General features: G+C 70.6%; 25 protein-coding genes. 10 read left to right on the top strand and 15 right to left on the bottom strand.

Translation table 11 applies throughout. From position 1 onward, the window contains the following. Positions 1-124 precede the first annotated feature (124 nt). Entirely contained in the window at positions 125-2,089 is a 1,965-nt protein-coding gene (locus M2352_RS14790) for a PAS domain S-box protein (RefSeq protein ID WP_264665241.1), read from the top strand. After that, positions 2,086-2,709 carry a response regulator transcription factor gene (locus M2352_RS14785; RefSeq protein WP_264665240.1) on the top strand — a complete coding sequence of 208 codons (624 nt, stop codon included), beginning with the start codon at positions 2,086-2,088 and terminating at the stop codon, positions 2,707-2,709. Before M2352_RS14790 ends, M2352_RS14785 begins: the two co-directional genes overlap by 4 nt. Before the next feature lie 25 nt (positions 2,710-2,734). On the opposite strand, the gene M2352_RS14780 is transcribed toward M2352_RS14785, so the two are convergent. Then, positions 2,735-3,046 carry a hypothetical protein gene (locus M2352_RS14780; RefSeq protein WP_264665239.1) on the bottom strand — a complete coding sequence of 104 codons (312 nt, stop codon included), beginning with the start codon at positions 3,044-3,046 and terminating at the stop codon, positions 2,735-2,737. 497 nt (positions 3,047-3,543) lie between these two features. Continuing rightward, positions 3,544-3,804, bottom strand: a complete 261-nt coding sequence (locus tag M2352_RS14775) for a (2Fe-2S)-binding protein (RefSeq protein WP_264665238.1) — start codon at positions 3,802-3,804, stop codon at positions 3,544-3,546. Between the two features lie 179 nt (positions 3,805-3,983). Here M2352_RS14775 and M2352_RS14770 point away from each other — a divergent pair, with 179 nt between their 5' ends. The 6 genes from M2352_RS14770 to M2352_RS14745 all read left to right on the top strand — a co-directional run bounded on the left by M2352_RS14770 (position 3,984) and on the right by M2352_RS14745 (position 12,699). Continuing rightward, the gene (locus M2352_RS14770) at positions 3,984-5,018 is read left to right on the top strand and encodes an alpha/beta hydrolase family protein (protein WP_264665237.1); all 1,035 of its coding nucleotides are present in this window, start codon (positions 3,984-3,986) and stop codon (positions 5,016-5,018) included. 41 nt (positions 5,019-5,059) lie between these two features. After that, entirely contained in the window at positions 5,060-6,595 is a 1,536-nt protein-coding gene (locus tag M2352_RS14765; protein WP_264665236.1) for a bifunctional aminoglycoside phosphotransferase/ATP-binding protein, read from the top strand. 193 nt (positions 6,596-6,788) lie between these two features. Then, complete coding sequence (locus M2352_RS14760; RefSeq protein ID WP_264665235.1) at positions 6,789-7,655, top strand: universal stress protein; 867 nt, start codon at positions 6,789-6,791, stop codon at positions 7,653-7,655. Between the two features lie 140 nt (positions 7,656-7,795). Beyond that, the gene (locus tag M2352_RS14755) at positions 7,796-8,083 is read left to right on the top strand and encodes a hypothetical protein (RefSeq protein ID WP_264665234.1); all 288 of its coding nucleotides are present in this window, start codon (positions 7,796-7,798) and stop codon (positions 8,081-8,083) included. Positions 8,084-8,224: 141 nt separating this feature from the next. Beyond that, positions 8,225-9,814 carry a bifunctional metallophosphatase/5'-nucleotidase gene (locus M2352_RS14750; protein ID WP_264665233.1) on the top strand — a complete coding sequence of 530 codons (1,590 nt, stop codon included), beginning with the start codon at positions 8,225-8,227 and terminating at the stop codon, positions 9,812-9,814. Then, a complete protein-coding gene (locus tag M2352_RS14745) occupies positions 9,811-12,699 on the top strand; it encodes an ATP-binding protein (RefSeq protein ID WP_264665232.1) in 2,889 nt (962 codons plus the stop codon). Before M2352_RS14750 ends, M2352_RS14745 begins: the two co-directional genes overlap by 4 nt. Here M2352_RS14745 and M2352_RS14740 read toward each other — a convergent pair. Further along, complete coding sequence (locus M2352_RS14740; protein WP_264665231.1) at positions 12,646-13,308, bottom strand: ribonuclease T2; 663 nt, start codon at positions 13,306-13,308, stop codon at positions 12,646-12,648. The genes M2352_RS14745 and M2352_RS14740 overlap by 54 nt on opposite strands. 97 nt (positions 13,309-13,405) lie before the next feature. Here M2352_RS14740 and aat point away from each other — a divergent pair, with 97 nt between their 5' ends. After that, the gene (gene aat, locus M2352_RS14735; RefSeq protein ID WP_264665372.1) at positions 13,406-14,116 is read left to right on the top strand and encodes a leucyl/phenylalanyl-tRNA--protein transferase; all 711 of its coding nucleotides are present in this window, start codon (positions 13,406-13,408) and stop codon (positions 14,114-14,116) included. Here aat and M2352_RS14730 read toward each other — a convergent pair. The 4 genes from M2352_RS14730 to M2352_RS14715 form a co-directional block, all read right to left on the bottom strand. Then, positions 14,074-14,511, bottom strand: a complete 438-nt coding sequence (locus M2352_RS14730; protein WP_264665230.1) for a DUF2155 domain-containing protein — start codon at positions 14,509-14,511, stop codon at positions 14,074-14,076. The two genes, aat and M2352_RS14730, sit on opposite strands and share 43 nt — an antisense overlap. 124 nt (positions 14,512-14,635) lie before the next feature. Continuing rightward, positions 14,636-14,878: a hypothetical protein gene (locus tag M2352_RS14725; protein WP_264665229.1), complete on the bottom strand. Its 243-nt coding sequence runs from the start codon at positions 14,876-14,878 to the stop codon at positions 14,636-14,638. An 80-nt stretch (positions 14,879-14,958) separates the two neighbouring features. Next, positions 14,959-15,714, bottom strand: coding sequence for a class I SAM-dependent methyltransferase (locus M2352_RS14720; RefSeq protein WP_264665228.1), 756 nt, complete (start codon positions 15,712-15,714; stop codon positions 14,959-14,961). Between the two features lie 11 nt (positions 15,715-15,725). Next, complete coding sequence (locus M2352_RS14715) at positions 15,726-16,709, bottom strand: pyridoxal-phosphate dependent enzyme (protein ID WP_264665227.1); 984 nt, start codon at positions 16,707-16,709, stop codon at positions 15,726-15,728. Positions 16,710-17,262: 553 nt separating this feature from the next. Here M2352_RS14715 and M2352_RS14710 point away from each other — a divergent pair. Beyond that, the gene (locus M2352_RS14710) at positions 17,263-17,676 is read left to right on the top strand and encodes a group III truncated hemoglobin (protein WP_264665226.1); all 414 of its coding nucleotides are present in this window, start codon (positions 17,263-17,265) and stop codon (positions 17,674-17,676) included. Position 17,677: 1 nt separating this feature from the next. Here M2352_RS14710 and M2352_RS14705 read toward each other — a convergent pair whose 3' ends face one another. From M2352_RS14705 to yihA, 8 genes are all read right to left on the bottom strand, one after another. Continuing rightward, the gene (locus M2352_RS14705; RefSeq protein WP_264665225.1) at positions 17,678-18,850 is read right to left on the bottom strand and encodes a M20 aminoacylase family protein; all 1,173 of its coding nucleotides are present in this window, start codon (positions 18,848-18,850) and stop codon (positions 17,678-17,680) included. Between the two features lie 86 nt (positions 18,851-18,936). Next, positions 18,937-19,551 (bottom strand): glutathione S-transferase family protein, encoded by a 615-nt coding sequence (locus M2352_RS14700; protein ID WP_264665224.1) that lies wholly within the window; start codon positions 19,549-19,551, stop codon positions 18,937-18,939. A gap of 114 nt (positions 19,552-19,665) precedes the next feature. Further along, the gene (locus M2352_RS14695; RefSeq protein ID WP_264665223.1) at positions 19,666-19,917 is read right to left on the bottom strand and encodes a hypothetical protein; all 252 of its coding nucleotides are present in this window, start codon (positions 19,915-19,917) and stop codon (positions 19,666-19,668) included. A 107-nt stretch (positions 19,918-20,024) separates the two neighbouring features. Next, entirely contained in the window at positions 20,025-21,005 is a 981-nt protein-coding gene (locus M2352_RS14690; RefSeq protein WP_264665222.1) for a magnesium transporter CorA family protein, read from the bottom strand. A gap of 40 nt (positions 21,006-21,045) precedes the next feature. Next, positions 21,046-21,360 carry a hypothetical protein gene (locus tag M2352_RS14685; protein ID WP_264665221.1) on the bottom strand — a complete coding sequence of 105 codons (315 nt, stop codon included), beginning with the start codon at positions 21,358-21,360 and terminating at the stop codon, positions 21,046-21,048. A 22-nt stretch (positions 21,361-21,382) separates the two neighbouring features. Further along, positions 21,383-22,309 (bottom strand): acetylglutamate kinase, encoded by a 927-nt coding sequence (argB, locus tag M2352_RS14680; RefSeq protein WP_264665220.1) that lies wholly within the window; start codon positions 22,307-22,309, stop codon positions 21,383-21,385. Positions 22,310-22,320: 11 nt separating this feature from the next. Further along, on the bottom strand, positions 22,321-23,583 hold the full coding sequence (locus tag M2352_RS14675) for a cation:proton antiporter domain-containing protein (RefSeq protein WP_264665219.1): 1,263 nt from the start codon (positions 23,581-23,583) through the stop codon (positions 22,321-22,323). Between the two features lie 13 nt (positions 23,584-23,596). Further along, entirely contained in the window at positions 23,597-24,277 is a 681-nt protein-coding gene (gene yihA / locus M2352_RS14670) for a ribosome biogenesis GTP-binding protein YihA/YsxC (RefSeq protein WP_264665218.1), read from the bottom strand. Between the last annotated feature and the right edge of the window lie 3 nt (positions 24,278-24,280).

Genomic DNA, 24,280 nt, shown 5'->3' with positions numbered 1-24,280 from the left:
GACATTCCTCCGGTTTTTGTCGTTCGACGGCGAGGCGCAATAGTTCGATAATTTCACTTTGTGAGCTATTGTGGAAATCCGCATCGGTAAACGGCGGCAGAAAACCTCACAAGGGACGGGGAGAGTGGTCAGGTTGTTCGAGCCGCGCACGGCGGTGCAGTTCATGCCGGTGGTGGCGATGGCCCTGGTGGTCGTGCTGCTGGGCGTGTTCATGGCGGTGCTGAACCGCAGTGAGCGCGAAGAAGAACAGCTTACTCTTATAAAGGATGTGCTGTGGGTCGAACAGACCCTGCATTTCCAGCTCAATTCCGATGTGGAAAAACTCCAGGGTCTGGCCGACACCCTGGGGCGGGGGGATGGGGATCCGGCGGTCCACCTGCCGGCCCTGCGCCATGTGGTGGCGACGAATCCGGCGCTGGAGCAGCTCCTGTGGCTCGACTCGGGCGGGACCGTGGTGCTGTCGGTGCCGCCGGGACCGGAAGGACGGGTGGTGGACGACGCCTTCGGCCCCAACCCGCGGGTGGACGCGGTGATGATGGCCCGGTCCCTGGGGCGCCCGGCCTACAGTGCGGCGTACCGGCAGATGGGGGGCGGCTGGGCCTTCGACGCGGTGGTGCCGGTGTTCGACGGCACGGGCATGTCGGGCATCCTGGTGGCGGTGGTGTCGCTGGATGCCTTTCTGGCCCATCACGTCCCGTGGTGGATCGCCGGGCGCTATCAGGTTGAGGTGGTGGACGCGCTGGGCACCGTGCTGGCGGCGAAATCGCGGGTGACGGTGCCGGAACCGCGGCGCAGCCACGCCATCCCCTTCGACCCGCCCGGCGGCGGGCTGGCGCTGGTGGCGACCATTCATCAGATCCCCAGCAACGCCGTCCGCAACGCGCTGCTGGTGGCCATCTTCGCGCTGACGGCGCTGGCGCTGTTCAGCCTGTGGACCGTGCGCCGCCACATCGGGCGGCGGCTGCGGGCCGAACAGGCGCTGCGCGACGAGCACGCCTTCCGCAAGGCCATGGAGGATTCGCTGACCGTGGGCATGCGTGCCCGCGATCTGGCGGGGCGGGTGACCTATGTGAACCCCGCCTTCTGCCGCATGTTCGGGTGGGGGCCGGACGAGCTGATCGGCCACGGCCCGGTCATGCCCTATTGGCCGCCGGAGGATATGGACAAGGTGAAGGCCGCCTTCGACACCGTGATGGCGGGACAGGCCCCGCCCGACGGGTTCGAGATCCGCTTCATGCGCCGCAACGGCGAACGGTTCGACGCGCTGGTGTACGAGGCGCCGCTGATCGACGCCGACGGGCGGCAGACCGGCTGGATGGCCTCCATCCTCGACATCACCGAAAGGAAGCGCGAGGCGGAGCTGGCCCGCCACCAGCAGGAGCGGCTGCAGCAGACCGCCCGCCTGATCACCATGGGCGAGATGGCCTCCACCCTGGCCCACGAGCTGAACCAGCCGCTGGCGGCCATCGCCAGCTATTCCACCGGCTGCCTGAACCGGCTGCGCTCCGACGCGTCCAGCCGGGACGAGGTGATCGTGGCCCTGGAAAAGCTGGCGCAGCAGGCACGCCGCGCCGGCCAGATCATCCGCCGCGTCCATGATTTCGTGCGCAAGCGCGAGCCCAACGTGGCGCCCTGCGACATCATCGAGGTGATGGAGGACAGCGTGGCGCTTCTCAGCCCCGACGCCCGCAAGCACGGGGTGCAGATCGAGGTGGAGGCCCCCGGCGGCACCCCCCCGGTGCGCGCCGACCGCATCCTGATCCAGCAGGTGATCCTGAACCTGATGCGCAACGGCATGGAGGCCATGGCCCACACCCCCCGCGATCGGCGGTTGCTTCACGTTTCGGTGGCGGTCCAGAATGGGGGCGTGCTGGTGCGGGTCCGGGATTCCGGCTCCGGCATCGGGCCGGAGGTCGAAAAGACCCTGTTTTCACCCTTCTTCACCACCAAGACGGAAGGCATGGGCATGGGCCTCAACATCTGCCGTTCCATCGTCGAGCATCACCGCGGGCGCCTGTGGCACGAGACGCCGGACGACGGCGGTGCCGTGTTCGTCTTCACGCTTCCCGCGGCAGAGGATACGCCATGACCGGCCTTGCCGGCGGCCAGGAGCGGGGAGCCGTCCACATCGTCGATGACGACGAGGCCATCCGCGATTCGCTGCTGTGGCTGTTCCAGTCGCGCAGCGTCGCCGCCCATGCCTGGCCCTCGGGGGAGGCGTTTCTGGACGCCTATCACCCCGGCATGGCCGGCTGCCTGCTGCTGGACATCCGCATGGACGGCATGACCGGGCCGGAGCTGTTCGACACCCTGCTGGCCCGCGGCTGCCGGCTGCCGGTGATCTTCCTGACCGGCCACGGCGACGTGCCGGCGGCGGTGGCGGCGCTGAAGAAGGGTGCCCTGGATTTCATGGAAAAGCCGTGCGACGACAACGCCCTGGTGGACCGGGTGATCGAAGCGCTGACCCAGGATGCCGAACGGCGCGCCCGCACCGCGGGGCAGGCGACCCTGGCCGCCCGGCTTGCCACCCTGACCCAGCGCGAACGGCAGGTGATGGAGCTGGTGGTGGCCGGCAAGCTGAACAAGGTCATCGCCGACGATCTGGGAATCAGCATGCGCACGGTGGAGGTCCACCGTGCGCACGTGTTCGAGAAGATGGGGGTCAAGACGGCGGTGGAACTGGCCCGTCTGCTGGTGTCGGCCCCCTGACCCGCCGGCGGGAAATGGAAAAAGGTCAGGCCGCCTGCTTCTGCTGGAGACGGCGTTCCACCTCGTCCAGGCCGCGGGTCAGGTCGTCCAGCGCCTGATCCGCCTGGGCGCGGGCCAGGGGCCAGGAGTCGGGAAGGGCCAGCCGGGCCGCCTCCAGCCGGGCCAGGGCACGGTTGTGCTGGCCGCGCAGGCTGTCCAGGGTGCGTTCGAAATCGCCCCGGTCCTCGCTGCTGCGCAGGCGTTCGACGATGCTGCGCAGATCGTCCAGACGCCGGGTGGCCGATTCCAGCCGGTCCCGGCTGTGAGCGTCGTGGGTGCCGCGTCGCTGCACGCTCATCCCATTCACCTCGTTCTTGTTGGACCATGACCGTTGCCGGTCCGCGGGTATGTGGTGACGGGGGTTCGTTCCGTCACCGGGGGCACGCTGCCGGCGGGGGCATCCGGTGCCGGGTGTCCGCCCGGTCATCCCGATCCCCCATGAAACAGCATAAAGGCGGTGTGTGCACAGCCTCTCTCCCGCATCATTCCACGGATGACACGAAAAACAGCCGGAAGGCTTGCTCCAACGGTGGCAAACCAATCCGGTTTATTCGGAGTCGATCATTTTTTTGTGGTGGCGTTTCCTCTGCAACGGGTTGGCCGTTGCGTGGCTTTTTTGTTGCCGTTCTTGACTGTAGCAACTTTACTTAAGCCTGTTGCGTCGTCTTTTGCCTGAAATGCCGGGTATCGTCAATCCGACCAAGGGCATAGACCATTCGCCGGGCGGATGATGGGGCCAAAAGACGGCAGGCCGCCCAGGGGGCGGCCTGCTGCGGAAGCCGGAGGCGGCGGGCGTTATTCCGCGGCCACGCCGTAGGCCACGGTTTCGGGGGCATCCTCGTTGGCGTGTTCGCCGCCGTGGCATTTGCCGCACCCGTTGCAGCCCGCCTGCTGCTGCTTGTGATCGTCAACCATTTCCCGAAGGTAGGGAACGCATTTGCCGCACCGGACCTTGTGGCCGAAATGGCGGAAGACGCCCGCTGCCGTATCCACGCCGAGGCCCAGAACCTGTTTGACCTGCTTTTCAGTCATCGGGTTGCAGATGCAGACGTACATGCGACGTGGCCTCCGGTTGCGATTGCCCTTTGGTGATAGTGAAAATGAGAATGACTGTCAATAAAATCCCTGGCTCATGCGGATGGGACCGATTTTGTCACAGCCCCCGAAAGGGTTGCAATGACTGGCCTAACCCCTATGTGCTGACCTCGGTCATGGCAGGCGGACAAGGGGGGACGATGGCGGCGGCGCGGATGCTGGTGGGGCTGGCGGCGGGGCTGGCATGGCTGGTGGCGGCGGGGACCGCCGTGCGGGCGGAGGAGGCGCCGTTCAACGCGGGTCTGCGCGAAGCCTCCTACGCCGATCCCGCCCGCGGGGGGCGGGCCGGCATGCTGGTCTGGTATCCCACGGCGGCCGAGGAGCGCACGGTCCGCCGCGGCCCCTTTGCCATGGATGTGGCGGAACGGGCGGAACCGGCGGCGGGGCGCTTTGCGCTGGTGATGATTTCCCATGGATCGGGGGGCACGGCGCTGGCGCACCGGGGGCTGGCCCGGTATCTGGCCCGTCACGGATTCGTGGCGGTGGCGCCGGTCCATGCCGGCAACACGGCGGGCGACGATTCCACCGCCGGGCTGAACCCCGCCGGCACCGGCGCCCTGTGGCGCAACCGTCCGGCGCAGTTCTCCGCCGCTCTCGACGCGGTGCTGGCCGACCCGGTGCTGGGGGCCATGGTGAACCCCGGCCGCGTCGGCGCCTTCGGCTTTTCCGCCGGGGGGTACACGGTGCTGGCGGCGGCCAGCGGGCGGGCCGACCTGTCGGGCGTGCGCCGCTACTGCGAGACGGTGCCGGAGGATTGGGGCTTCTGCGGCCATTCCCCCGACCAGCGCGCCGTGGGCGAGGGGGCGGTGGGCCGCATCAGCCGCCCGCCCGACACCCGCATCCGTGCCGCCGTGCTGGCCGCCCCGGTGGGGGCGTTGTTCGGGCCGTCGGAACTGGCGGACCTCCACATCCCCGTGCGCCTCTACCGCGCGGGGAAAGACGACGTGGTCGGGCCGGTGCAGGTGGAGCGGGTGCGCGCGCTGCTGACCCCGCCGCCCGATTACGAAACGGTGGAGGGGGCCGGGCACTATGCCTTCATGGCGCCGTTCCCCGCTTTCATCGCCGCCGAGGTGGGGCCGCCGGCGCACGACCCGCCCGGTTTCGACCGCCCCGCCTTCCTGGCCCGCCTGAACGAAGAGGTGACCGCGTTCTTCCGCCGCACCCTGGCGGAGTGAGCCGGCGGGAAGCGCCGGGGTGTGCTAAAGTGCTTCCCATCATGACCGCGTATCCCCACGGCCCCGGCGGGACGGCGGATGTCCCGGCTTTCCTCGGCGACCCCCGCACCCACGGCGGGGCGGCGGTGGAGCGCATCGACACCCACGCCGCGTCGGTCTTCCTGGCCGGGGACCGGGCGTGGAAGATCAAGCGCCCGGTCCGGCTTCCCTATCTCGATTTCTCCACCCGCGCCCGCCGCTGGGCGGCGCTGCGGACGGAGCTGGCGCTGAACGCCTCCACCGCTCCCGGCCTGTATCTCGGCCTGTGGGCGGTGGCGTGGCGGGACGGTGCCCCCGTCCTGCTTCCCGCCGACGATGTGGCCGATGAGGCGGCGGCGGAGCCGGTGCTGCTGATGCGCCGCTTCCCCGCCGATGCAGCCCTGGACCGCATGGCGGCGGCGGGCACCATCACCCCGGCGCTGGCCCACGACCTGGGCGATGCGGTGGCGGACCTTCACGCCCAGGCGCCGGTGCGGGCGGGGGAGGGGGCCGCCGCCGCCCTCGCCGCCGTGGCCGACGGCAACGCGGCGGAGATGCGCGCCCGCACCACCTCGTTCCCCGCCGACGCCGTGGAGGATCTGGCCCGGTCCACCGCCGCGGCGCTGCGGCGCTGGGGGCCGCTGCTGGAAGCGCGCGGGGTGGCGGGCCGGGTGCGCCGCTGTCACGGGGATCTGCATCTGGGCAACATCGTGATGTGGGGCGGGCGGCCCACCCCCTTCGACGCCATCGAATTCGACGAGAGCTTCGCCACCATCGACGTGCTCTACGATCTGGCCTTCCTGGTGATGGATCTGGAGCGGCTGGGGCTGCGGGCCGCGGCCCACGCCGTGCTGAACCGCTGGCTGGAGCGCACGGGCGACTGGGGCGGGCTGGGGGCGCTGCCGCTGTTCCTGTCGCTGCGGGCGGCGGTGCGGGCCAAGGTGGCGGCGGCCATGGGGCGGGGTGACGCGGCGCTGGACGATCTGGCCCTCGCCCGCCGGCTGCTGGCCCCGCCGGGACCGGCGGAGGGGCCGGCGCGGGTGGTGGCGGTGGGGGGGCTGTCGGGGACCGGCAAGACCACGCTGGCCCGTGCCCTGGCGCCCGGACTGGGGCCGGCGCCGGGGGCGGTGATCCTGCGCAGCGATGTCCTGCGCAAGCGGATGTGGGGGGTGGACCCGGAAACCCGGCTGCCGCCCGCGGCCTATGCCCCGGCGGTGACGGCGGCGGTCTATGCCCGGCTGGTCCGCTGGACCGAGGTGCTGGCGCGGGCGGGCCGCGCGGTGATCGTGGACGCCGTGTCGGCGCGGGCGGACGAACGGGACGGGCTGGCGCGCGCCGCCGCCCTGGCCGGGGTTCCCTTCACCGGTCTGTGGCTGGAGGCGGGGGTGGACGAGCGCTGCCGCCGGGTGTCGGCGCGGGCGCGCGATGCCTCCGACGCCGATGCGGGGGTGGCGGCGGCGCAGGAGGGGTACGGGATCGGCGTGATGGCGTGGCACCGCGTCGCGGCGGGGGGGGACACGGCGGAAGTGCTTGCCAGGGCACGGGAATTCCTGTCCTAATACCACCAGAGCCTGCCCCGCGGGCCGGGTGCGTCAAGCCCATGCCAGCCATGCCGGCCCAGCCATCGACCACCCCGCCGCGAAAGAGCAGGGTAGAGGGAAACGGGGGGCGGCCACGGTGTTCCGGTCCCGCACCCCGCTCCGCTGACGCACAGGAGCCGCCCGTCCGGGCGCTCTTTGGGGGGATTAGATCATGTCGCTGAAAACCATTCTCGTGCCGCTCAGCGGGTCCGACACCGATCCGGTGGCGCTGGGCGCCGCCCTGGGTGTGGCCCGCCGCTTCGGCGCCCACGCCGACGCCCTGTTCGTCCGCCTGGACCCGCGCGACGCGGTGCCCATGCTGGGCGAAGGCATGTCGGGCGCCATGGTGGACGAGATCATGCGCGCCGCCGAAGGGGAGGCGAACGCCCATCTGACCGTCGCCCGCGGTCATTTCCAGACCGCGGTCGCCGCTGCCGGCATCACCCAGAGCACAGCCCCCAAGGCCGGCGACGAGCCGACCGCCGGCTGGCGCGACGTGGTGGGCCGCGGGGAAGAGGTGGTGCCGCAGGAAGGCCGGCTGGCCGACCTGATGGTCTTCGCCCATCCCGCCCTGGACAAGGACGCCCAAGGCTACGTCACCGTCGAAACCGCCCTGCTGGGCTGCGGCCGTCCGCTGCTGCTGGTCCCCGGCAGCGCCCCGGCGGAGATCGGGCGCCGCGTGGCCGTGGCCTGGAACGGCAGTGCCGAATCCGCCCGCGCCGTGGCCGGCGCCATGCCCTTCCTGCAAAAGGCCGAGGTGGTCCATGTGCTGACCGCCGAGACCTCGGTCACCTCGGCTGCGGCGGGTCGCCGCATCGCCGATTATCTGACTTGGCACGGGGTGGCCAGTCAGCTCACCATTCTCAAGCCCGGCTCCGATCCCGTGGGCAAGACCCTGAACGACAGGGCCGCCGAGATCGGTGCCGACCTGTTGGTCATGGGTGGGTACGGTCACAGCCGCATGCGGGAAATGATCCTGGGCGGCGTGACCCGGTATATGCTGAGCCATGCCGGCCTGCCGGTGCTGATGGCCCATTGACCTGACCCGACGCGCGGGCGTTTCCGCCGGGCGGCACGGATGGTTCCGTGTCTGACCCGGCGGAGTGCCTTATCGCTCCGCCACGCCGGACGGCCATGCCGCCGGAACGGGCCGGTTCCAACGATGGGAGGAACCGTGCCATGCTGACGATCGTGGATTGCATCGCTCTCAGCGGTCTGAGCGAAGCGGAAGTCGATGCCATTGCCGAGCACGAACACCTGCCGCCCATCGTGGCGGCGGAGTTGGGCTGCTGCCTGGAGCGTGATCCGACCGGCCAGCGGGTGATCGCCGCCTTCATCCGCGACGACATCGCCCATGCCCGTGCCCATGGGGCTGCCCGCCATATGGCGGAGCTGGCCGGCGTTCTGCAGCAATACATGGACCACCACCGCGGCCTCTATATGGGACCGGGGCATTACCGCCAGTGACCGCCCCGGTCCGATGCCCACGCCGGTGCGTTGCGACGCTACGTCCGCAGCGGATGCTTCCGCAAGGATAGTTGCTGGCCCATAATCCGCTCCGCCCCGGCGGGTTCCGCCGCCGGGTGCCGGAGGAGATAAGACGCAACCGTGACTTTTGGGATCATCCTGCGCCGCGTGGGCTGTGCGGCTGTCATCCGCCGGCTGGGGGTGCTGTGGCTGTGCGGCATGGCCGCCACCGGCGCCGTGCCCGGCGTGGCCGGTGCGGTGGAGAAGGTAACCCTGCTCTATGTCCACACCACCACGGAAATCGATGGGGTGCCGGGGCAGGGCGGCGGTCTGGCCCGGCTGGCGGCGGTGGTCCGGCAGGAGCGGGAACGGACGGGCCGCACCGTCTTTCTTCTGCACGGCGGACAGACCCTGGCGCCCAGCGTGCTGTCGTTCTACGACCGCGGCGCCCATATGATCGACCTGCTGAACGACATCGAACCCGATGTGATGGCGGCGCTGAACCGTGATTTCCATCATGGGGAGGATGCGCTGATGGCCCGCGCGTTCGAAGCGGGCTTTCCCATCGTCAGCTCCACCGCCGTGGACAACGCCACCGGGCGCCCGCTGGAGGGGCTGGCCGATTCCGTGGTGCTGAAGGCCGGCAGCGTGCGTCTGGGCGTGCTGGCGCTGACGCCGGTGCGCAACGGCTCCATGTATCCCGACGCCCGCGCCCGCTTCCTGCCGGCGGGGGCGGCGCTGACGGAAAAGGCCGCGGCCCTGCGCACCGACGGCGCCGATCTCGTGGTGGTGCTGACCACGGTCAGCGACGACACCCACCGTGCCGCCATCGCCGCCCAGGCCGCCGACATCGTTCTGTACGAGGACCGCAACCACGCCTTCGCCCAGGGGCGGGAGGGGCGGACCCTGTTCCTGACCATGGCCCCCCAGGCCATGCAGGTGCTGGCGCTCGACCTGTCGGTGGAGGGCACCGACGGCGGGGGCCCGGTGAGCTGGACCGCCGAGCCGCGGGTCATCGACACCGCCGCCGTCACCCCCGACCCCGCCATCGCCGCGCGGGTGGCGTCCTACCGTGCCCGGCTGGGCGCCCAGCTCGGGCTGCGGGTGGCGCGGCTGGAGGCGCCGATGACCACCCGCCGCGAGCGGGTGCGGCAGGAGGAGAACGCCTTCGCCAACGCCGTCACCGATGCCATGCGCACCGCCCTTGACGCCGACGTGGCGCTGATCAACGGGGGCGGCATCCGCGGCGACCGGGATTACGACGCCGGAACCGAACTGACCCGCCGCGACATCCACGCCGAACTGCCGTACCCCGACCCGGTGGTGGTCATCGGCGTCACCGGCCAGGCGCTGCGCGCCGCGCTGGAGCACGGCCTGAGCACGGTGGAACAGGGGCAGGGGCGCTTTCCCCACGTGTCGGGCGTGCGGGTGGCCGCCGATCTCGCCCGTCCGCCGGGGGCGCGCATCACCGCCCTGACCGTCAACGGCCGGCCGGTGGACCCGGATGCCCGCTACCGGCTGGCGACGGTGGGGTTCCTGGCCGGGGGCGGCGACGGCTATGCCATGCTGGCGCGGGCGCCGCGGATCACCGACGACCGCGACGCCGAATTCCTGTCCACCCTGGTGATCGCCGCCGCGGCCCGCACGGGCAGCATCGCCCCCCGCCGCGACGGGCGGTTGACCCTGACCGCCGCCCCCGCCCCCGCCGCCGCCGGGCAGGAGGGCAAGTGAGCGTGGCCCCGGTGTTTCCGCCACCCCCCCATGCCATGCCGAAACGGCGGCGGGTGGGGATCGCCGTGCGCATCTCCGTCGGGCTGACGGTGATGGGGCTGGTGGTGGTGGGCATGGGTGCCGTATCGCTGACCGCGTTCCGCCAGTTCGACGGCGAGGTGACGCACCTGTCGTCCGCCACCGTGCCCCATGTGGTGGCCGGCGCCAATCTGCTGAGCGAGATGCAGAAGCTGATCGCCCAGCTTCCCGCCCTGGCCGTGGCCGGCAATTCCCCCCAGCGCCGCGCGGCCATGGAAGCAGCGTCGCGCCAGATCGATTTCCTGTCCGGGCAGACGCGGGACATCCGGGGGCTGGCCGGTTCCGGCGCGTCCCCCCAGACGGTGCAGGTGCTGGACCAGATCGACAGCACCCTGGCGATCCTGGCGCAGACGGTGGCGGATCTCGACGCCGAAATGGGCCGCCACGCCGCCGCCGCCGACCGGCAGGCCCAGGCCATCGGCGCCCTGAACCGGCTGACGGATGGCATGGACCGGCTGGTGACCGGCACCGCCGGGGATCAGGCCGGCGCCGGCCCGGCGGGGGACGCGGCGCTGCGGGCGCTGGGGCCGTGGGCGGTGCGGGTGGGGGCGCTGGTCACCCGCACGGCGGCGGCCATCCAGCTCGACCACCTGAACCGTCTGCGCAGCGAACAGCGGCAGGTGGCCGACGCCCTGCACCGCCTGCCGGTCAGCGGCCCCGGCCTGCCGGCGCCGGTGCACGCGGCCATGGACCGGCTGGAACGGGATCTGGAATCGGTGCTGCTGGGCGACGACGGGGTGTTCGCCGCCGCCGCCGCCCGGCTTCAGGCCCGCTACCGGGCGCAGGGGCTGCTCAGCCAGTCGCGGGTGCTGGTGGAAACCCTGGACCGCGCCGCCCACAGCCTGTTCGACGACATCCAGGCCCAGGCCCGCGAGCGCACCTTGTCGCTGGGCATGATGATCGACCGCGAAAGCCGGCTGGTGCTGATGCTGGCGGCCTTGTCGGTGATGGTGGCGGCGGCGGTCTATTTCCTGTTCCGCGCGTCCCTGTCCACCCGTCTTCTGGCGCTCAATCATGCGGTGCTGGGCCGGCTGTCGGCCCTGCGCGCCACCCGCGGGGCGGTTGTGGATGCCGGCGTCGCCATCCCGGTGGGCGGGAACGACGAGATCACCGACATCGCCGCATCCATCCGTTTCTTCATCGACGAGATCGGGCGGCGCCAGCAGGCGTTGGCCGAGGAGGAACGGCGGTTCCGCGATCTGGTCGAAGGCTCGATCCAGGGCATCGTCATTCACCGGAATTTCAGCCCCCTCTACGCCAACGACGCCTATGCCGCCGTCGTCGGGGTCGGGGTGGCCGACGTGCTGGCCATGCCCAGCCTGCTGACGCTCATTCCGCCGGAAAACCAGGCGGACGCGCTGGCCACCTACCGCCGCCTGATCGCGACGGGGGAGGTGATGCCCCGCCGCCGCCTGCGCAACCTGCGGCCCGGCGGCGGCGATTATTGGGTGGAGCTGTGGGACCGCCGCATCGATTGGATGGGCGAGCCGGCGGCGCAATCGGTCGTGGTGGACGTGACACGCGAGATGGAGGCCGAAGCCGCCCTGGCCCGTGCGTCGGAGGAGCTGTCCACCGCCGTGGCGGCCATGCCCAGCGGCCTGCTGATGCTGGACGCCGATTGGACGGTGCGGCTGGCCAACGAGCGGCTGGGGGAGGTGACCGGCTATTCCGCCTCCCTGCTGACCCCCGGCACCCCCTTCGTCGCGATGCTGCGGGAGGAGGAGGCCGCGGGCCGCCTGCCCCCCGGCCAGACGGCGGACAGCATCTTCCAGCGCGTTACGGGCGTGCTGTCGGCGGGGCAGCCCCTGATGGTGGAACGGGCGCTGCCCGACGGGCGCGCCATGCTGATTCAGGGCCAGTCCGCCGATCATGGCGGTGCGGTGCTGACCTTCACCGACATCACCGAACAGGAACGCATCCGCGGCGAACTCCAGCGCTCCCGCGATGCCGCCGAACGGGCGCTGTCGGACCTGAAGGACGCCCAGCGCAGCCTGATCCAGGCGGAAAAGATGGCCTCCCTCGGCCAATTGGTGGCCGGGGTGGCGCACGAGGTCAACACCCCCATCGGCATCACCGTCACCGGCGCCTCCCAGCTTCAGATCGAGGTGGAGGACATCCGCGGCCTGCACGCCGCCCGCACCATGAAGCGCAGCGATTTCGAGCGGTTCCTGGGGATGGCGGGGGATCTGTCGGACCTGATCCTCGCCAACAGCCAGCGGGCCGCCGACCTGATCCAGAGCTTCAAGATGGTCGCCATCGACCAGTCGAGCGAGGAGCGGCGCCGCTTCCCCCTGAAATCCTACATCGAGGAGGCGCTGCGCAGCCTGGGCCCCGGCCTGCGCACCGCCGCCTGCCGCGTCACCGTGGACTGCGGCGAGGATCTGGAGATCGACGGCTATCCGGGGGCGGTGTCGCAGATCCTGACCAATCTGGTGATGAACGCGCTGCTGCACGCCTTCGACGCCGGGCCGGGGGGCAGCATCGCCATCACCGTGCGCTGCCCCACCGGCGGCCGGGTGGTTCTGACCTTCGCCGACGACGGCCGCGGCATCCCGGCCGATGTGCTGCCGAAGATCTTCGACCCCTTCTTCACCACCCGCCGGGGCAGCGGCGGCAGCGGGCTGGGGCTGCACATCGTCTACAATCTGGTCACCGCCACCCTGCGCGGCACCATCCAGGCCCACAGCGAACCCGGCAAGGGCACCCGCTTCACCCTGACCTTTCCGCGGGTGATGCCGGTGCAGGGGGAGGGGTCACTCCCCGCTCAGCACGGCGCCGCGGCGGCAGGTGGTGCGGACGTCGGGTGAGCAGGCGCGGAAGCTCAGGTCCGGGTTCAGACACAGGCGCACCTCCGCCACCCGTGGGCCGCTGCACACCAGCGCCAGCGATTGCGCCGTCAGGCCGGGGTTGGCGGCGATCAGCCGGTCGCGCAGCACCTCCGCCGGGACCGGGGCGGGCGGGGTGGCGCTGGCGGCTTCCGGCGGCAGGGTCACGCGGGCGCGGGCCGCCGCCATATCGGCGAAGTAAGCGGCGGGATTCTTGCCCGAGCAGGTGCCGTGCTTCAGCCATTCATGCAGGATCAGGCCCTTGGACGGCATCAGCGGCAGGGTCTTGTCGATCACCGCCTGGGGGATCCGCCGCTCCGCCGAGCAGCGTTCGGGCCAGCCGCCCTTGGCGTGCTGGGGCCACAGGCCGTGAACGATGAAGCCGAACCGTGGGGTGGCACGGCATTGCTCCGGCTGCTTGTCCGCCGGGCGTCCGGCGCAGAAGGCCGGCGACCACGAGAGGCTCAGCACATAGTAATCGAACTTTCCCGGTTCCCCCACCGTCTGGGCCGGTGCCGGTGCCGCGGCCAAAACCATGCCGGCCAGCAGGGCGGCGATGGCGCCCTTTCGCTTCCATGCCCTTGCCATCATTCTCAGCACACCCCAGTTGCCGTTTAACCCCGGCCCCGTCATAGCACGGGATGGGGTCTTGTTCCGACCGTCCCGTCCGACCATCCGCAAGGGGACCATGTTCACGCTCGACGCCATGCTGCTGTTGCGTGCCTACGCCGCCGGGATCTTTCCCATGGCCGAAAGCGCCGATTCCCCCGGTCTCTACTGGTTCGATCCCGAACAGCGTGGGGTCATGCCGCTGGATGGGTTCCATGTGCCCCGCCGGCTGCGCCGCACCGTGCGCCAGGGCCGGTTCGAGATGCGGTTCGACCATGATTTCACCGGTGTGATGCAGGGGTGTGCCGCCATCACCGGCACCCGCACCAACACCTGGATCAACCGCGACATTCTGCAGCTCTACACCGACCTGCACACCCGCGGCCACGCCCATTCGGTGGAATGCTGGCGGGATGGGCGGCTGGTGGGCGGGCTCTATGGGGTGTCGCTGGGCGGTGCCTTTTTCGGCGAGAGCATGTTCAGCCGCGAGACCGATGCCAGCAAGGTCGCGCTGGTCCATCTGGTGGCGCGGCTCAGGGCGGGGGGGTACAGCCTGTTGGACGCCCAGTTCGTCACCGAGCATCTGAGCCGGTTCGGTGCCGTCGAGATCCCCCGCGCCGAGTACCGCCGGCGGCTGGCCGCCGCCCAGCGGGTGCAGGGGAATTTCCACGGCATCGACCAGGACCGGGCGGTGTCCGCCCTCCTGGATTATGGACGGCCCGAGGAGCAGGGTCAGCGGGACGGGGATCAGGAACCACCGTCCTCGCAGGTCAGAACCCAGACGTCGTAGATGGCGTGCTCCATGGCCGACAGGGCCGGGCTGGAGGCGAACATCCAGCCGCTGAACACCCGTTCGGCCGTTTCGCCCGGCTTCACGTCCTCCACCTCCAGAAAGGCGGCGGATTCCGGCACCTCCACCGGGGGGGAGGAGCGGCAGGCGCGCAGCGTGATGCGCAGGCTGCCGAAATTCGCCGTCTGCCCCACCTTCAGGGAAAAGGTGGAGGTGCGGGCCGTCACCTTGTCCAGCCCCTGCAGCTTGGCCGCCGGGCGGTCCACCATGGCGGAGGATGCCGGGGCGGCGGACGAGGACTGGGCCAGCGCGCCGCCGGCCCCAAGGGTCAGGGCCGCCGCCAGGGTGGCGGCGCCGAGGGCGGCACGCCGGAAAAGGGCAGAAACGCAGGTCACGGCACGGGCATCCCATCGCTGACGGCAGGGGGGCCGGCATCGCCCGGCCCGGCCCGGTTATAGCTCAGGACCGTGCCGGGGGAAAGCCGCCGCCCCATGCGGGCCGGGATGCGTGCCGCGCGCGTCAGTAGCCGCTGCCGGTACCCTTGGTCTTCTGGTCCTCTTCCACCTTCTGCGCCGCGGTGCCGGCCCCGGCCCCGGCGACGCCGCCGACCACCGCCCCCACCGGGCCGCCGACCACGGCCCCGGCGGCAACGCCGCCCAGCCCGCCGCTGGCCGCTTTCTCTTCGGTGGTGTTGCCGCAGGCGGCGGCCAGCAGGCACAGGCCGGCGACGGGCAGAACGCGGGTCAGAGCGCGCACGGACATGGCTTCCTCGTTTCTTCCGTTGGACAACGCAATCGGAAGGAGAACGGGGCGCCGGGGCCGTTGGTTCCGGCCCCCGGATCTCAGCCGGTCCGCCGGGCGGCGAAGCGCAGCCGCACGTAATCGGCGTGCCATCCCCCATCCGCGCCGCGCAGGACCGGGCGCACCGCCGCCTCCACCTCGTCCAGGAAGGGGGCGTGTTCGGCGGCGGGAAGCCGGGCGGTAAAGGCCTGGGCGAAGGTTGCCAGCCACCCGCGCAGCCCCGTGGGCAGTGGGGTCGGGCGGGGGAACAGGTCGATGGCGGTGACGGTGAAACCCGCCCGTTCCAGCCGGCCGCGGTACTCCGCCGGGGTGGGGAAATACCACGGCAGCGCCGCCCGCCCGTCCAGCCCGCGGCGGTCCAGCCCGGCCACCAGCGCATCCACGATGGCGGCCACGTTGCCGGCCCCGCCCATTTCACCGACGAACCGCCCGCCGGGCTTCAGCGCGCGGGCCACCCCGGCGATCACTGCGTCGGGATTAAGCATCCAGTGAAGGGCGGCGTTGGAGAACACCGCGTCGAACGCCGCCGTGAAGGGCAGGGCGTGGGCATCCGCCACCCGCGCATCCAGCCCGCGGGCGCAGGCGGCGGCGATCTGCTCGGCGCTGGCATCCACCCCGGTCACGCGGCAGCCGAGATCCCGCAGCCGCTCCATCAGCGTGCCCTCGCCGCAGCCCAGATCCAGGATGGCCTCCCCCGGCTGCGGGGCCAGCAGGTCCACCACGGGCAGGCCGAGCGTGGAGACGAAGCCGGCGTTGCGGCGGTAATCGTCGGGCTGCCATGTTTGCGCGTTCGACATGGGTGCGGTTCCTATTGCAGCAGGCGCGTCAGCGCGCCGGTGTCCACGTTGCGGCCCGAAACCACGGCGACGGTGGTGGGGCCGGGGGTGACGGCGCCGGTCAGCAGGGCGGCGGCGGCGGCGGCTCCCGCCCCCTCCGCCACCAGACCGGCGCGGGTGTGCAGGGTGGCCATGGCGTCGGCGATGGCGGTTTCGTCCACCCCCACCACCTCCACCCCCAGCGACTCGATGGCGTCGAGCGGCAGGGCACCCAGATGCTCCACCGCGATGCCGTCGGCCAGCGAGGCGCCGTCGGGGGCGGGACCGCCCACATAGCGGGCGTGGCGCACGCCGATCACCCGCACACCGGGCCGGCGCGCCTTTACCGCCGCCGCCACCCCGGCCAGCAGCCCGCCGCCGCCCACCGGCACCACCACCGTATCCACCGTGGGCAGGTCGTCCACGATCTCCAGCCCCACCGTGCCCTGGCCGGCGATCACGTCGGCGTCGTCATAGGGGTGGACGAAGGTCAGGCCCCGTTCCGCCGCCAGTTCCACCGCCCGCCCGCGCGCCTCCGCCACCGTGGCGCCCGACAGCACCACCTCGGCCCCGAAACCGCGGGTGCGGTCGATCTTGCATTGGGGGGCGCCCGCCGGCATCACGATCACCGCCCGCACCCCCAGCCGCTGGGCGTGGCGGGCCAGACCGGCGGCGTGGTTGCCCGCCGACATGGCCGCCACCCCCGCGCGCCGCTGCTCCGGCGTCAGCCGCAGCAGCCGGTTCAGCGCCCCGCGTTCCTTGAAGGCGCCGGTGGCCTGAAAGGTTTCCGCCTTCAGCCACAGGCCGGGCAGCAGCCCCGGCACCGGCAGCAGCGGGGTGCGCACCAGATGCCCGTGCAGGCGGGCGGCGGCGTCTTCGATGGCCTGAAGCGGCAGCCAGGACGGCAGGGTGACGGCGGACGGGGCGGGAGCGGACAGAACGGCGGCACACGCCGCGCCGGTTCGGGCGGAGAGCATGGAAAACCTGCGATCATACGGGGAATGCGGCGACGAGGGATGCGAACCCGGCCCGCCTCAGCGGACCGGGCGAAAAATTCGCCGCATTCGGAAACCGGGCGCACGCCGCACCCAGGCCAGGACAGACCCGGCCGCCGTTTCACAGGTGTTTTGCGAGGGAGAACGGAGGGAGGACCGGCAGCGGTCCCCGTCACGATGATTGCGCGGCACCACGGCCACACCCCTTATCCAGACATCAAGCGAAGGCAACACACCCCGGCGCGTCAGCACGCCGGGTGGGTAATTCGCATTCGATGGGGGATAAGGATCGTGTTCATGCTGTCAGGTGTAGCCGACGCTGCCGCCCCGGTCAAGCGGTCTTGCAGGGCAATCGGGCGAAGGACTTCAGAGCTATATTAGGATTATCGTCATTACCGCCTTCGCGGGAATGACGATAATCCTATATTTCGAAAAAGACCTTTCACCCGATTGCCCTGAGCGGTCTTGTTCCGCTGTGGTGTTCGGGATACAACGGAAACTGTCCGTCCACCCCATTGTTTTATGAGGCACCCGCATGTCCCACGATCCCGCTCCCACCCCGGCCACGGCGACCATGGACGATGTGACCCGGCTGGTCCGGCGGTTTTATGAGCGGGCGCGCGCCGATGCCGAGCTGGGGCCGGTGTTCGAGCGGGCGGACATGAATTGGGAGGCGCATTTCGGCCAGTTGGACGATTTCTGGGCCGCCCATCTGATCGGCAACCGGAAATACAAGGGCAGCCCCTTCATGACCCATGTGGGACTGGGGCTGGAGCCGGCGCACTTCACCCGCTGGCTGGCGCTGTTCCGCCAGACCTGCGACGAGGTGCTGTCCCCCGCCGACGCCGAGCGCGCCTATGCCAAGGCCGAGCACATGGGCAAGAGCCTGACCGCCGGGCTGTTCCCGATTCCGGGCCGCGGCTACCGCCCGCCCAAGACGGCGGAGTGACTTATTCCAGCGGCAGCAGCGATTCGGCCAGCGTCACCCAATAGCTGGCCCCCACCGGCAGCATGGCGTCGTTGAAGTCGTAGCGGGGGTTGTGCAGCTTGGCCCCCGGCACCGCCTCGCCCTGGCCCAGCCAGATGTAGCAGCCGGGCCGTTGCTGGAGCATGTAGCCGAAATCCTCCGCCGCCATGGACGGGGATGGTGCCCAATCCACGTTGTCCTCTCCCACCACCAGGGCGGCGGCGCGGGCGGCGGCCTCGGCCTCGGCCACGCTGTTGACGGTGGGGGGATAGCCGGGGTCAAGCTCCAACTCGGCGTTGGCGCCGAAGGCGGCGGCCACGTTTTCCACCAGCCGGGCGAACTGGGCGTGCAGCCGCTCGCGGGTTTCGGGCTGGAAGCTGCGGATGGTGCCGTGCAGCTTGGCTTCGGGCGGGATGACGTTGAAGGTGGTGCCGGCCTCGACCCAGGTGATCGACAGCACGGCGGAATCCAGCGGATCGGTGCCGCGGCTGACCAGGCTTTGGGCGGCGGTGATGATGTGGGCCCCCACCAGCACCGGATCGACGCCGCGGTGGGGCATGGCCGCGTGGGTGCCCAGCCCCGACACGGTGACGGTGAAATGATCCGCCGCCGCCATCACCGGGCCGGGGTGCACCGCGATGCGCCCCGCCGGCATTTCCGGCCAGTTGTGCAGCCCATAGACCTGATCCATGGGAAAGCGGGTGAACAGCCCGTCGTCGATCATGCGCTGGGCGCCGGCCTTGCCCTCTTCCGCGGGCTGGAAGATGGCGTAGACGGTGCCCTTGAAATTGCGGGTTTCGGCCAGATACCGCGCCGCTCCCAGCAGCATGGTGGTGTGGCCGTCGTGGCCGCAGGCGTGCATCGTGCCGTGGTTGCAGGACGCGTGGGCGAAGCCGTTGGCCTCGGGCATCGGCAGCGCGTCCATGTCGGCGCGCAGGCCGATGGCGCGATCCCCCGGTTCCCGGCCGCGGATCACCCCCACCACCCCGGTGGACCCCAGCCCCCGGTGCACCTCGATCCCGCAGCCGGCCATCACGCCGGCCACCAGATCCGACGTGCGGTGCTCCTCGTACGCCAGTTCGGGGTGGGCGTGGATGTCGCGCCGCCACAGCACCATGTCGGCGTGCAATTCGGACAGACGGGGTAGGATCGGCATCGTGCAACTCCGCTACGGCCAGACGCTATCTAGGCCGCAAAGGGCGTTTGTCATCAGGCTGGAATGATTCCGGTGTGCATGGCCGCTTATTCCGGCACGGCCATCCCCCGTTTGACCGCCGGGCGCTCGCCCACGGTGTCGTGCCAGCGCTTGATGTTGGGGTAACGGTCCAGCAGGCCGCTGCCCGCCACCGCCGCCGCGGCGATGAAGGGGTAGCAGGCGATGTCGGCGATGGAATAGGTTTCGGCCAGATACTCCACCGCGCCCAGCCGCTGTTCCAGCGCGTCGTAGCAGCGGACCAGCTCGCCCTTGAACAGGTCGATGGCATAGGGGATCTTTTCCGGCGCACGGACCGAGAAGCGGAACATGTCCACCGCCGCCGGACCCAGGTCGCTGACACCCAGCATCAGCCACGACAGCGCCTCGCCCTTCTGGTCGCCGTCGGGCAGCAGGCGCCCGGTGCGCTGGGCATAGTGCAGCAGGATGGCCCCCGACCCGAACAGCCGCCGCTGGGCGCCGCCCGGCAATTCCTCCACCACCGCCGGCAGCTTGCCGATGGGGCTGATGGCCTTGTACGCCGGTGACTTGTTTTCTCCCCCCATCAGGTCCAGCGCGTGGACCCGGTACGGGATGCCCAGCTCTTCGAACAGGATCGACGCCTTGTGCCCGTTGGGCGTGGCGAAGGTGTAGAGCGTGATCATCTATCCCCCCGGATGTTTGCCGCCTGCTCCCTGGGCGGGCACGCCACTTTGGCCCATTTGCCGCAGGAAGGCCAGGGGGGACGAACCATCCGGGTTACCCCGGCGGCGCCGTTCTCAGCCGAGCAGGGCCTGAACCAGCCAATAGAGCCCATAGCCGAGCCCGGCCACCGCACCCCATGCTCCCAGCGCCAGCCCGGCCCACACCGCCACCAGCTTCATCCCCCGCATCTTGGGTTCGCCGGCGGGGGGCAGAGGCAGCAGGCCGGGGGGAAGGCCAGGGGATGGGGTGGAGCGCTCGCCCCGCGCACCGGCCGGGTTTTCCCTGGTGGAGGATGGCAGAACCGGGTCGGTCAGCGTGTGGGTCATGGGAGGGCACCCGCTTGGTTGAACGGGTTCAATTTAACCCGTAATCGCGGCGAAGGCTTGCGTCCAAAAGGGGTGTGCCCCCTTTGTCCGGGGGTGCTGCGGGGCGGCTACATCCACCTCTTCCGGCGGAAATACCACATGGGGATAAGACCCGATGCGATGATGGCCAGCATCGCCAGGGGATAGCCGAATTCCCAATGGCGTCCCGGTTCGGCAATGAAATTCATGCCGCACAGGCTGGCGATCAGCGTGGGCGGGAACAGGCCGACGGACGCCACGCTGAGGATCTTGACGATCTCGTTCTGCTCGACGTTGATCTGGCCCAGCGTGGTTTCCAGCAGCAGCCGCACCTTCGACGCCAGGAACTGGGCGTATTCGGTCAGCCCCTTGGCGTCCAGCACCGCACCCCGCGACCAGCGCCGCGAGTCCTTGGACAGCAGGGCATCGCCGCTGCCGCGGGCCAGGAAATCGAGAATGCGGTGAAGACTCGACAGGCTTTCGTGGGCCTTGGCCACCAATTGCCCGGCCTGCCCCAGCCGGCGCAGGGTGCGGCCGTCGTCGCGGGGCGGGGCGGCCCGGCCCGGTATGCCGCGGTGGAACGACCGCTGGCCCATGGCTTCCAATTCGATCCCCACCCGGCGCAGCACGTTGGCCGTGCGTTCGAGCAGCGCGTCGATCAGGGCGGTCATCACCGCATCCGCCCGCGCCGGCACGAAGCCCTGATGGGTGACCTTGCGGCGGAAGGTCAGGAAGGGCTGGGGGTCGATGTGGTGGACCGTGGCCAGCCGCCCGCCGGACAGCACGAGGCTGACTGGCGCCATCTTGGGCTGATCGGTGTCGGCCCACACCAGGGCCAGAACGGTCATGTGCAGCGATGCGGTGCCCAGGCGCAGGCGGCTGGAATCCTCGATCTCGGCCATCTGGGCGCGGGTGGGCAGGCGCTGGCCCAGGCAGCGCTCGGCGGCGGCCACCTCGTCGGCGGTGGGGTTGAGCAGATCGACCCACACGGTGGCGCTGGGCAGCTCCGCCCCCTCGGTCCAGCGCGCCCGCACCAGCCGCCCGCCCTCGTTGATGAAAACCTGCAGCATCGGCGGCACCTCCCGCGGGGGAACGGGTTTTTCCGGGTGGTCAGGTGATGCGGCCGGTCCGCCGCGGTTTCAGCGGGTGGGGGCCGGACGGCCCGCCGGAATCGGCGGATGGGGGGGAGGGGGCCGGAAGGTCCAGCGTCTCCCCCTCTTTCCGCAGGGCGTCCTCCAGCTTGGCGCGGAAGACGCCGCCGTCGTCGCGGGAATCGAGGAACAGGCTGACGGCCTGCCGGGCCTCGTCCCGGTCATAGGGAACCTTGCCGAAGGCGGCCCACCGGGCGCGGTCCAGAACCTTGGGGTCCAGGCGCTGGCGGATCGCCTCCATCTGGCGGAGCAACTGTCGGCGCAGATCGGTCATGGGACGGTATATAGGGCCGGGATCACTCCCGGCCAATCAGTGTCCCGGCCCCACCCTCGGTAAAGATTTCCAGCAGCAGGGCGTGGGGCACCCGGCCGTCCAGAATCACCGCGGCGTCCACGCCCTGTTCCACCGCGTCGATGCAGGTTTCGATCTTGGGGATCATGCCGCCCTTGGCGGTGCCGTCGGCGATGGCGGTGCGGGCATCCTCCAGCGTCATGCGCGGGATCAGTTCCTTGTTCTTGTCCAGAACACCGGCCACGTCGGTCAGCAGGAAGAAGCGGGTCGCCCCCAGCGCCGCGGCGATGGCCCCGGCGGCGGTGTCGGCGTTGATGTTGTAGGTCTCGCCCTGGCGGTCCACGCCGATGGGGGCGATGACGGGGATGATGTCGGCCTGGGTCAGCCCGTGGATGATCTGCGGGTTGACCTGATGCGGTTCCCCGACGAAGCCCAGGTCCAGCACCTGTTCGATGGCGCTGTCGGGGTCGCGCTGGGTGCGGCGCAGCTTGCGGGCGATCAGAAGCTGGCCGTCCTTGCCCGACAGGCCGACGGCCTTGCCGCCCTGGCGGTTGATGGCCGAGACGATCTGCTTGTTGATGGAGCCGGCGAGCACCATCTCCACCACCTCGACCGTCTCCTTGTCGGTGACGCGCAGGCCGTCGATGAAGCTCGACTTGATCTTCAGCCGGTCCAGCATCTGGCCGATCTGCGGCCCGCCGCCGTGGACCACCACCGGGTTGATGCCCACCTGTTTCAGCAGCACGATGTCGCGGGCGAACAGCTCGGCCAGGCTGTCGTCACCCATGGCGTGCCCGCCATACTTGATGACGAAGGTGCGGCCGGCGTAGCGGCGCATGTAGGGAAGGGCTTCGGACAGGGTGCGGGCCTTGCCCAGCCACTCTTCGCGTTCGGTCATCGTCACGGGACTATCATCCGTCAGCGTGGACATGGACCGCTTCTTTATCGGAAGCCGGCGGTCCTGCCTAGCGGAGTTTTCGTGTCACCGTGCGCGAGGCGGGCGGCCAGACGGGTCATGGGCTGCGTCAGTGCCGTGACCGCCACCGCCATCAGCACCAGCGCCGAGAAACCGGCCCCCGACAGGATGCCGGCCTCCAGCAGCACGGTCAGAACCACCACCTCCATCAACCCCTTGCACGGCATCAGCGCCCCCAGCCGCCACGCATCGTACGGGGGGATGCCGGCCAGACGGGCGGGGACCGCGCTGCCCAGCAGCTTGGTGACGATGGTCACCGCCGTGGCCACCAGGAACACCGCCCACAGCGCGGGCGAATCGGCGGTGACCGTCACCTTGAGCCCGGTCAGGGTGAAGAAGAACGGCAGCAGCACCAGCGTCGTCACCGATTCCACCCGCGCCAGCACGGCGGCGGCCAGCGGCTTCGGGATGGCGGTGCCGGCCAGGAAGGCGCCCAGGATGTAATGCAGCCCCACGGCCTCGCTCACCGCCGCGGTCAGCAGCAGCAGCGCGCAGATGCCGATCAGGTGGGCGTCGTCCAGCATCGGCGGCTGGCTGCCGATGCGGGCGGCCAGCCAGGGCCGCACCACGCCCCACAACACCGCCGGAATCGCCGCCCCGCCGGCCAGCGTCAGCAGGACCGCTTCGCCGCCGCCGGTGGCCGCCCCCAGCAGGGCCGCCAGCGCCACCCACAACAGCGCGTCGTTCACCGCCGCACAGGCCAGCGCCAGCGCCCCCAGCCGGGTGGAGGTCAGCCCCATTTCCCGCAGGATCGCTCCCAGCACCGGCAGCGCCGTCACCCCCAGGCACACCCCGAATCCGGCGGCGAACAGGGCGGGCGTGGCCGCCGGCCCGGCCATGGCGGGGAAGGCATCGGCCACCCACAGGCCGGTGCCGGCCCCGGCCAGGGTGGGGATGACCATGCTGGACACCGCCACCGCCCCCACCGCCCGTCCGCGCCCGCGCATGTCGGCCACGTCCAGATGCAGCCCGGTGAGGAAGGCGAAGAACACCACCGCCAGCCAGCCCAGGCCCGTCAGCGGCGCCAGGACCGCGCCGCCGAACAGGGTGCCCCACACCTCCGGCGCCATGCGGCCCAGCAGGGAGGGGCCGAGGGCGATGCCGAACAGGATCTGCACCACCACCATCGGCGCCACCCGCCGCACGCCCGCCGCCCGCCACAGGGCGAACGGCCCGACGATCAGCAGCAGCGCCTGGATCAGGAAGACGAAGGCGGGGGACAGGTGCATGGGTATGGTCTCTTTACGTCAGCGGGGCCGATTCGGCCATCTGCGCCATCACCGCCCGCAGCTCGGCGATGCCGGTGCCGTTCTCCGACGAGGTGACGTGAACCTCGGGGAAGGCGGCGGGGTGTTTCTTCAGCGCCTTTTCCGTGGCGGCCTTCACCGTCACCAGGGCGGGGGGCTTCACCTTGTCGGCCTTGGTCAGCACCACCTGATACATCACGGCGGCCTGGTCCAGCATCTTCATGATCTCGTCGTCGTTGGGCTTCAGCCCGTGGCGGGCGTCCACCAGCACGAAGGCGCGGCGCAGCGTGACCCGGCCCTTGAGGAAGCGGCGGACCATGTCGTTCCACGCCTCCACCTTCTCCTTGGATTCCTTGGCGTAGCCATAGCCCGGCATGTCCACCAGCAGCAGCCGGCGCCCCAGGTCGAAGAAGTTGAGCTGCTGCGTGCGCCCCGGCGTGTTGGAGGTGCGGGCCAGCGTCTTGCGCCCGGTCAGCGCGTTGATCAGGCTGGATTTGCCGACGTTGGACCGCCCGGCAAAGGCGATTTCCGGCAGCCGCGCTTCGGGCAACTGGTCCAGCCGGTCGGCACCCCAGACGAAATCGCACGCCTGCGCGAACAGAAGCCGTCCCGCTTCGATCTCCTCGGCGGACAAGGTGGCGGTGAGGGAGGGGCCGGAGGCGGAAGCGTCGGTCATAAC

Origin of the sequence: Azospirillum fermentarium (genome assembly GCF_025961205.1) — a bacterium.
GTDB lineage: Bacteria > Pseudomonadota > Alphaproteobacteria > Azospirillales > Azospirillaceae > Azospirillum > Azospirillum fermentarium.
The sequence above is the reverse complement of the archived record's forward strand: the minus strand, read 5'-3'. Positions and strand labels throughout refer to the sequence as shown.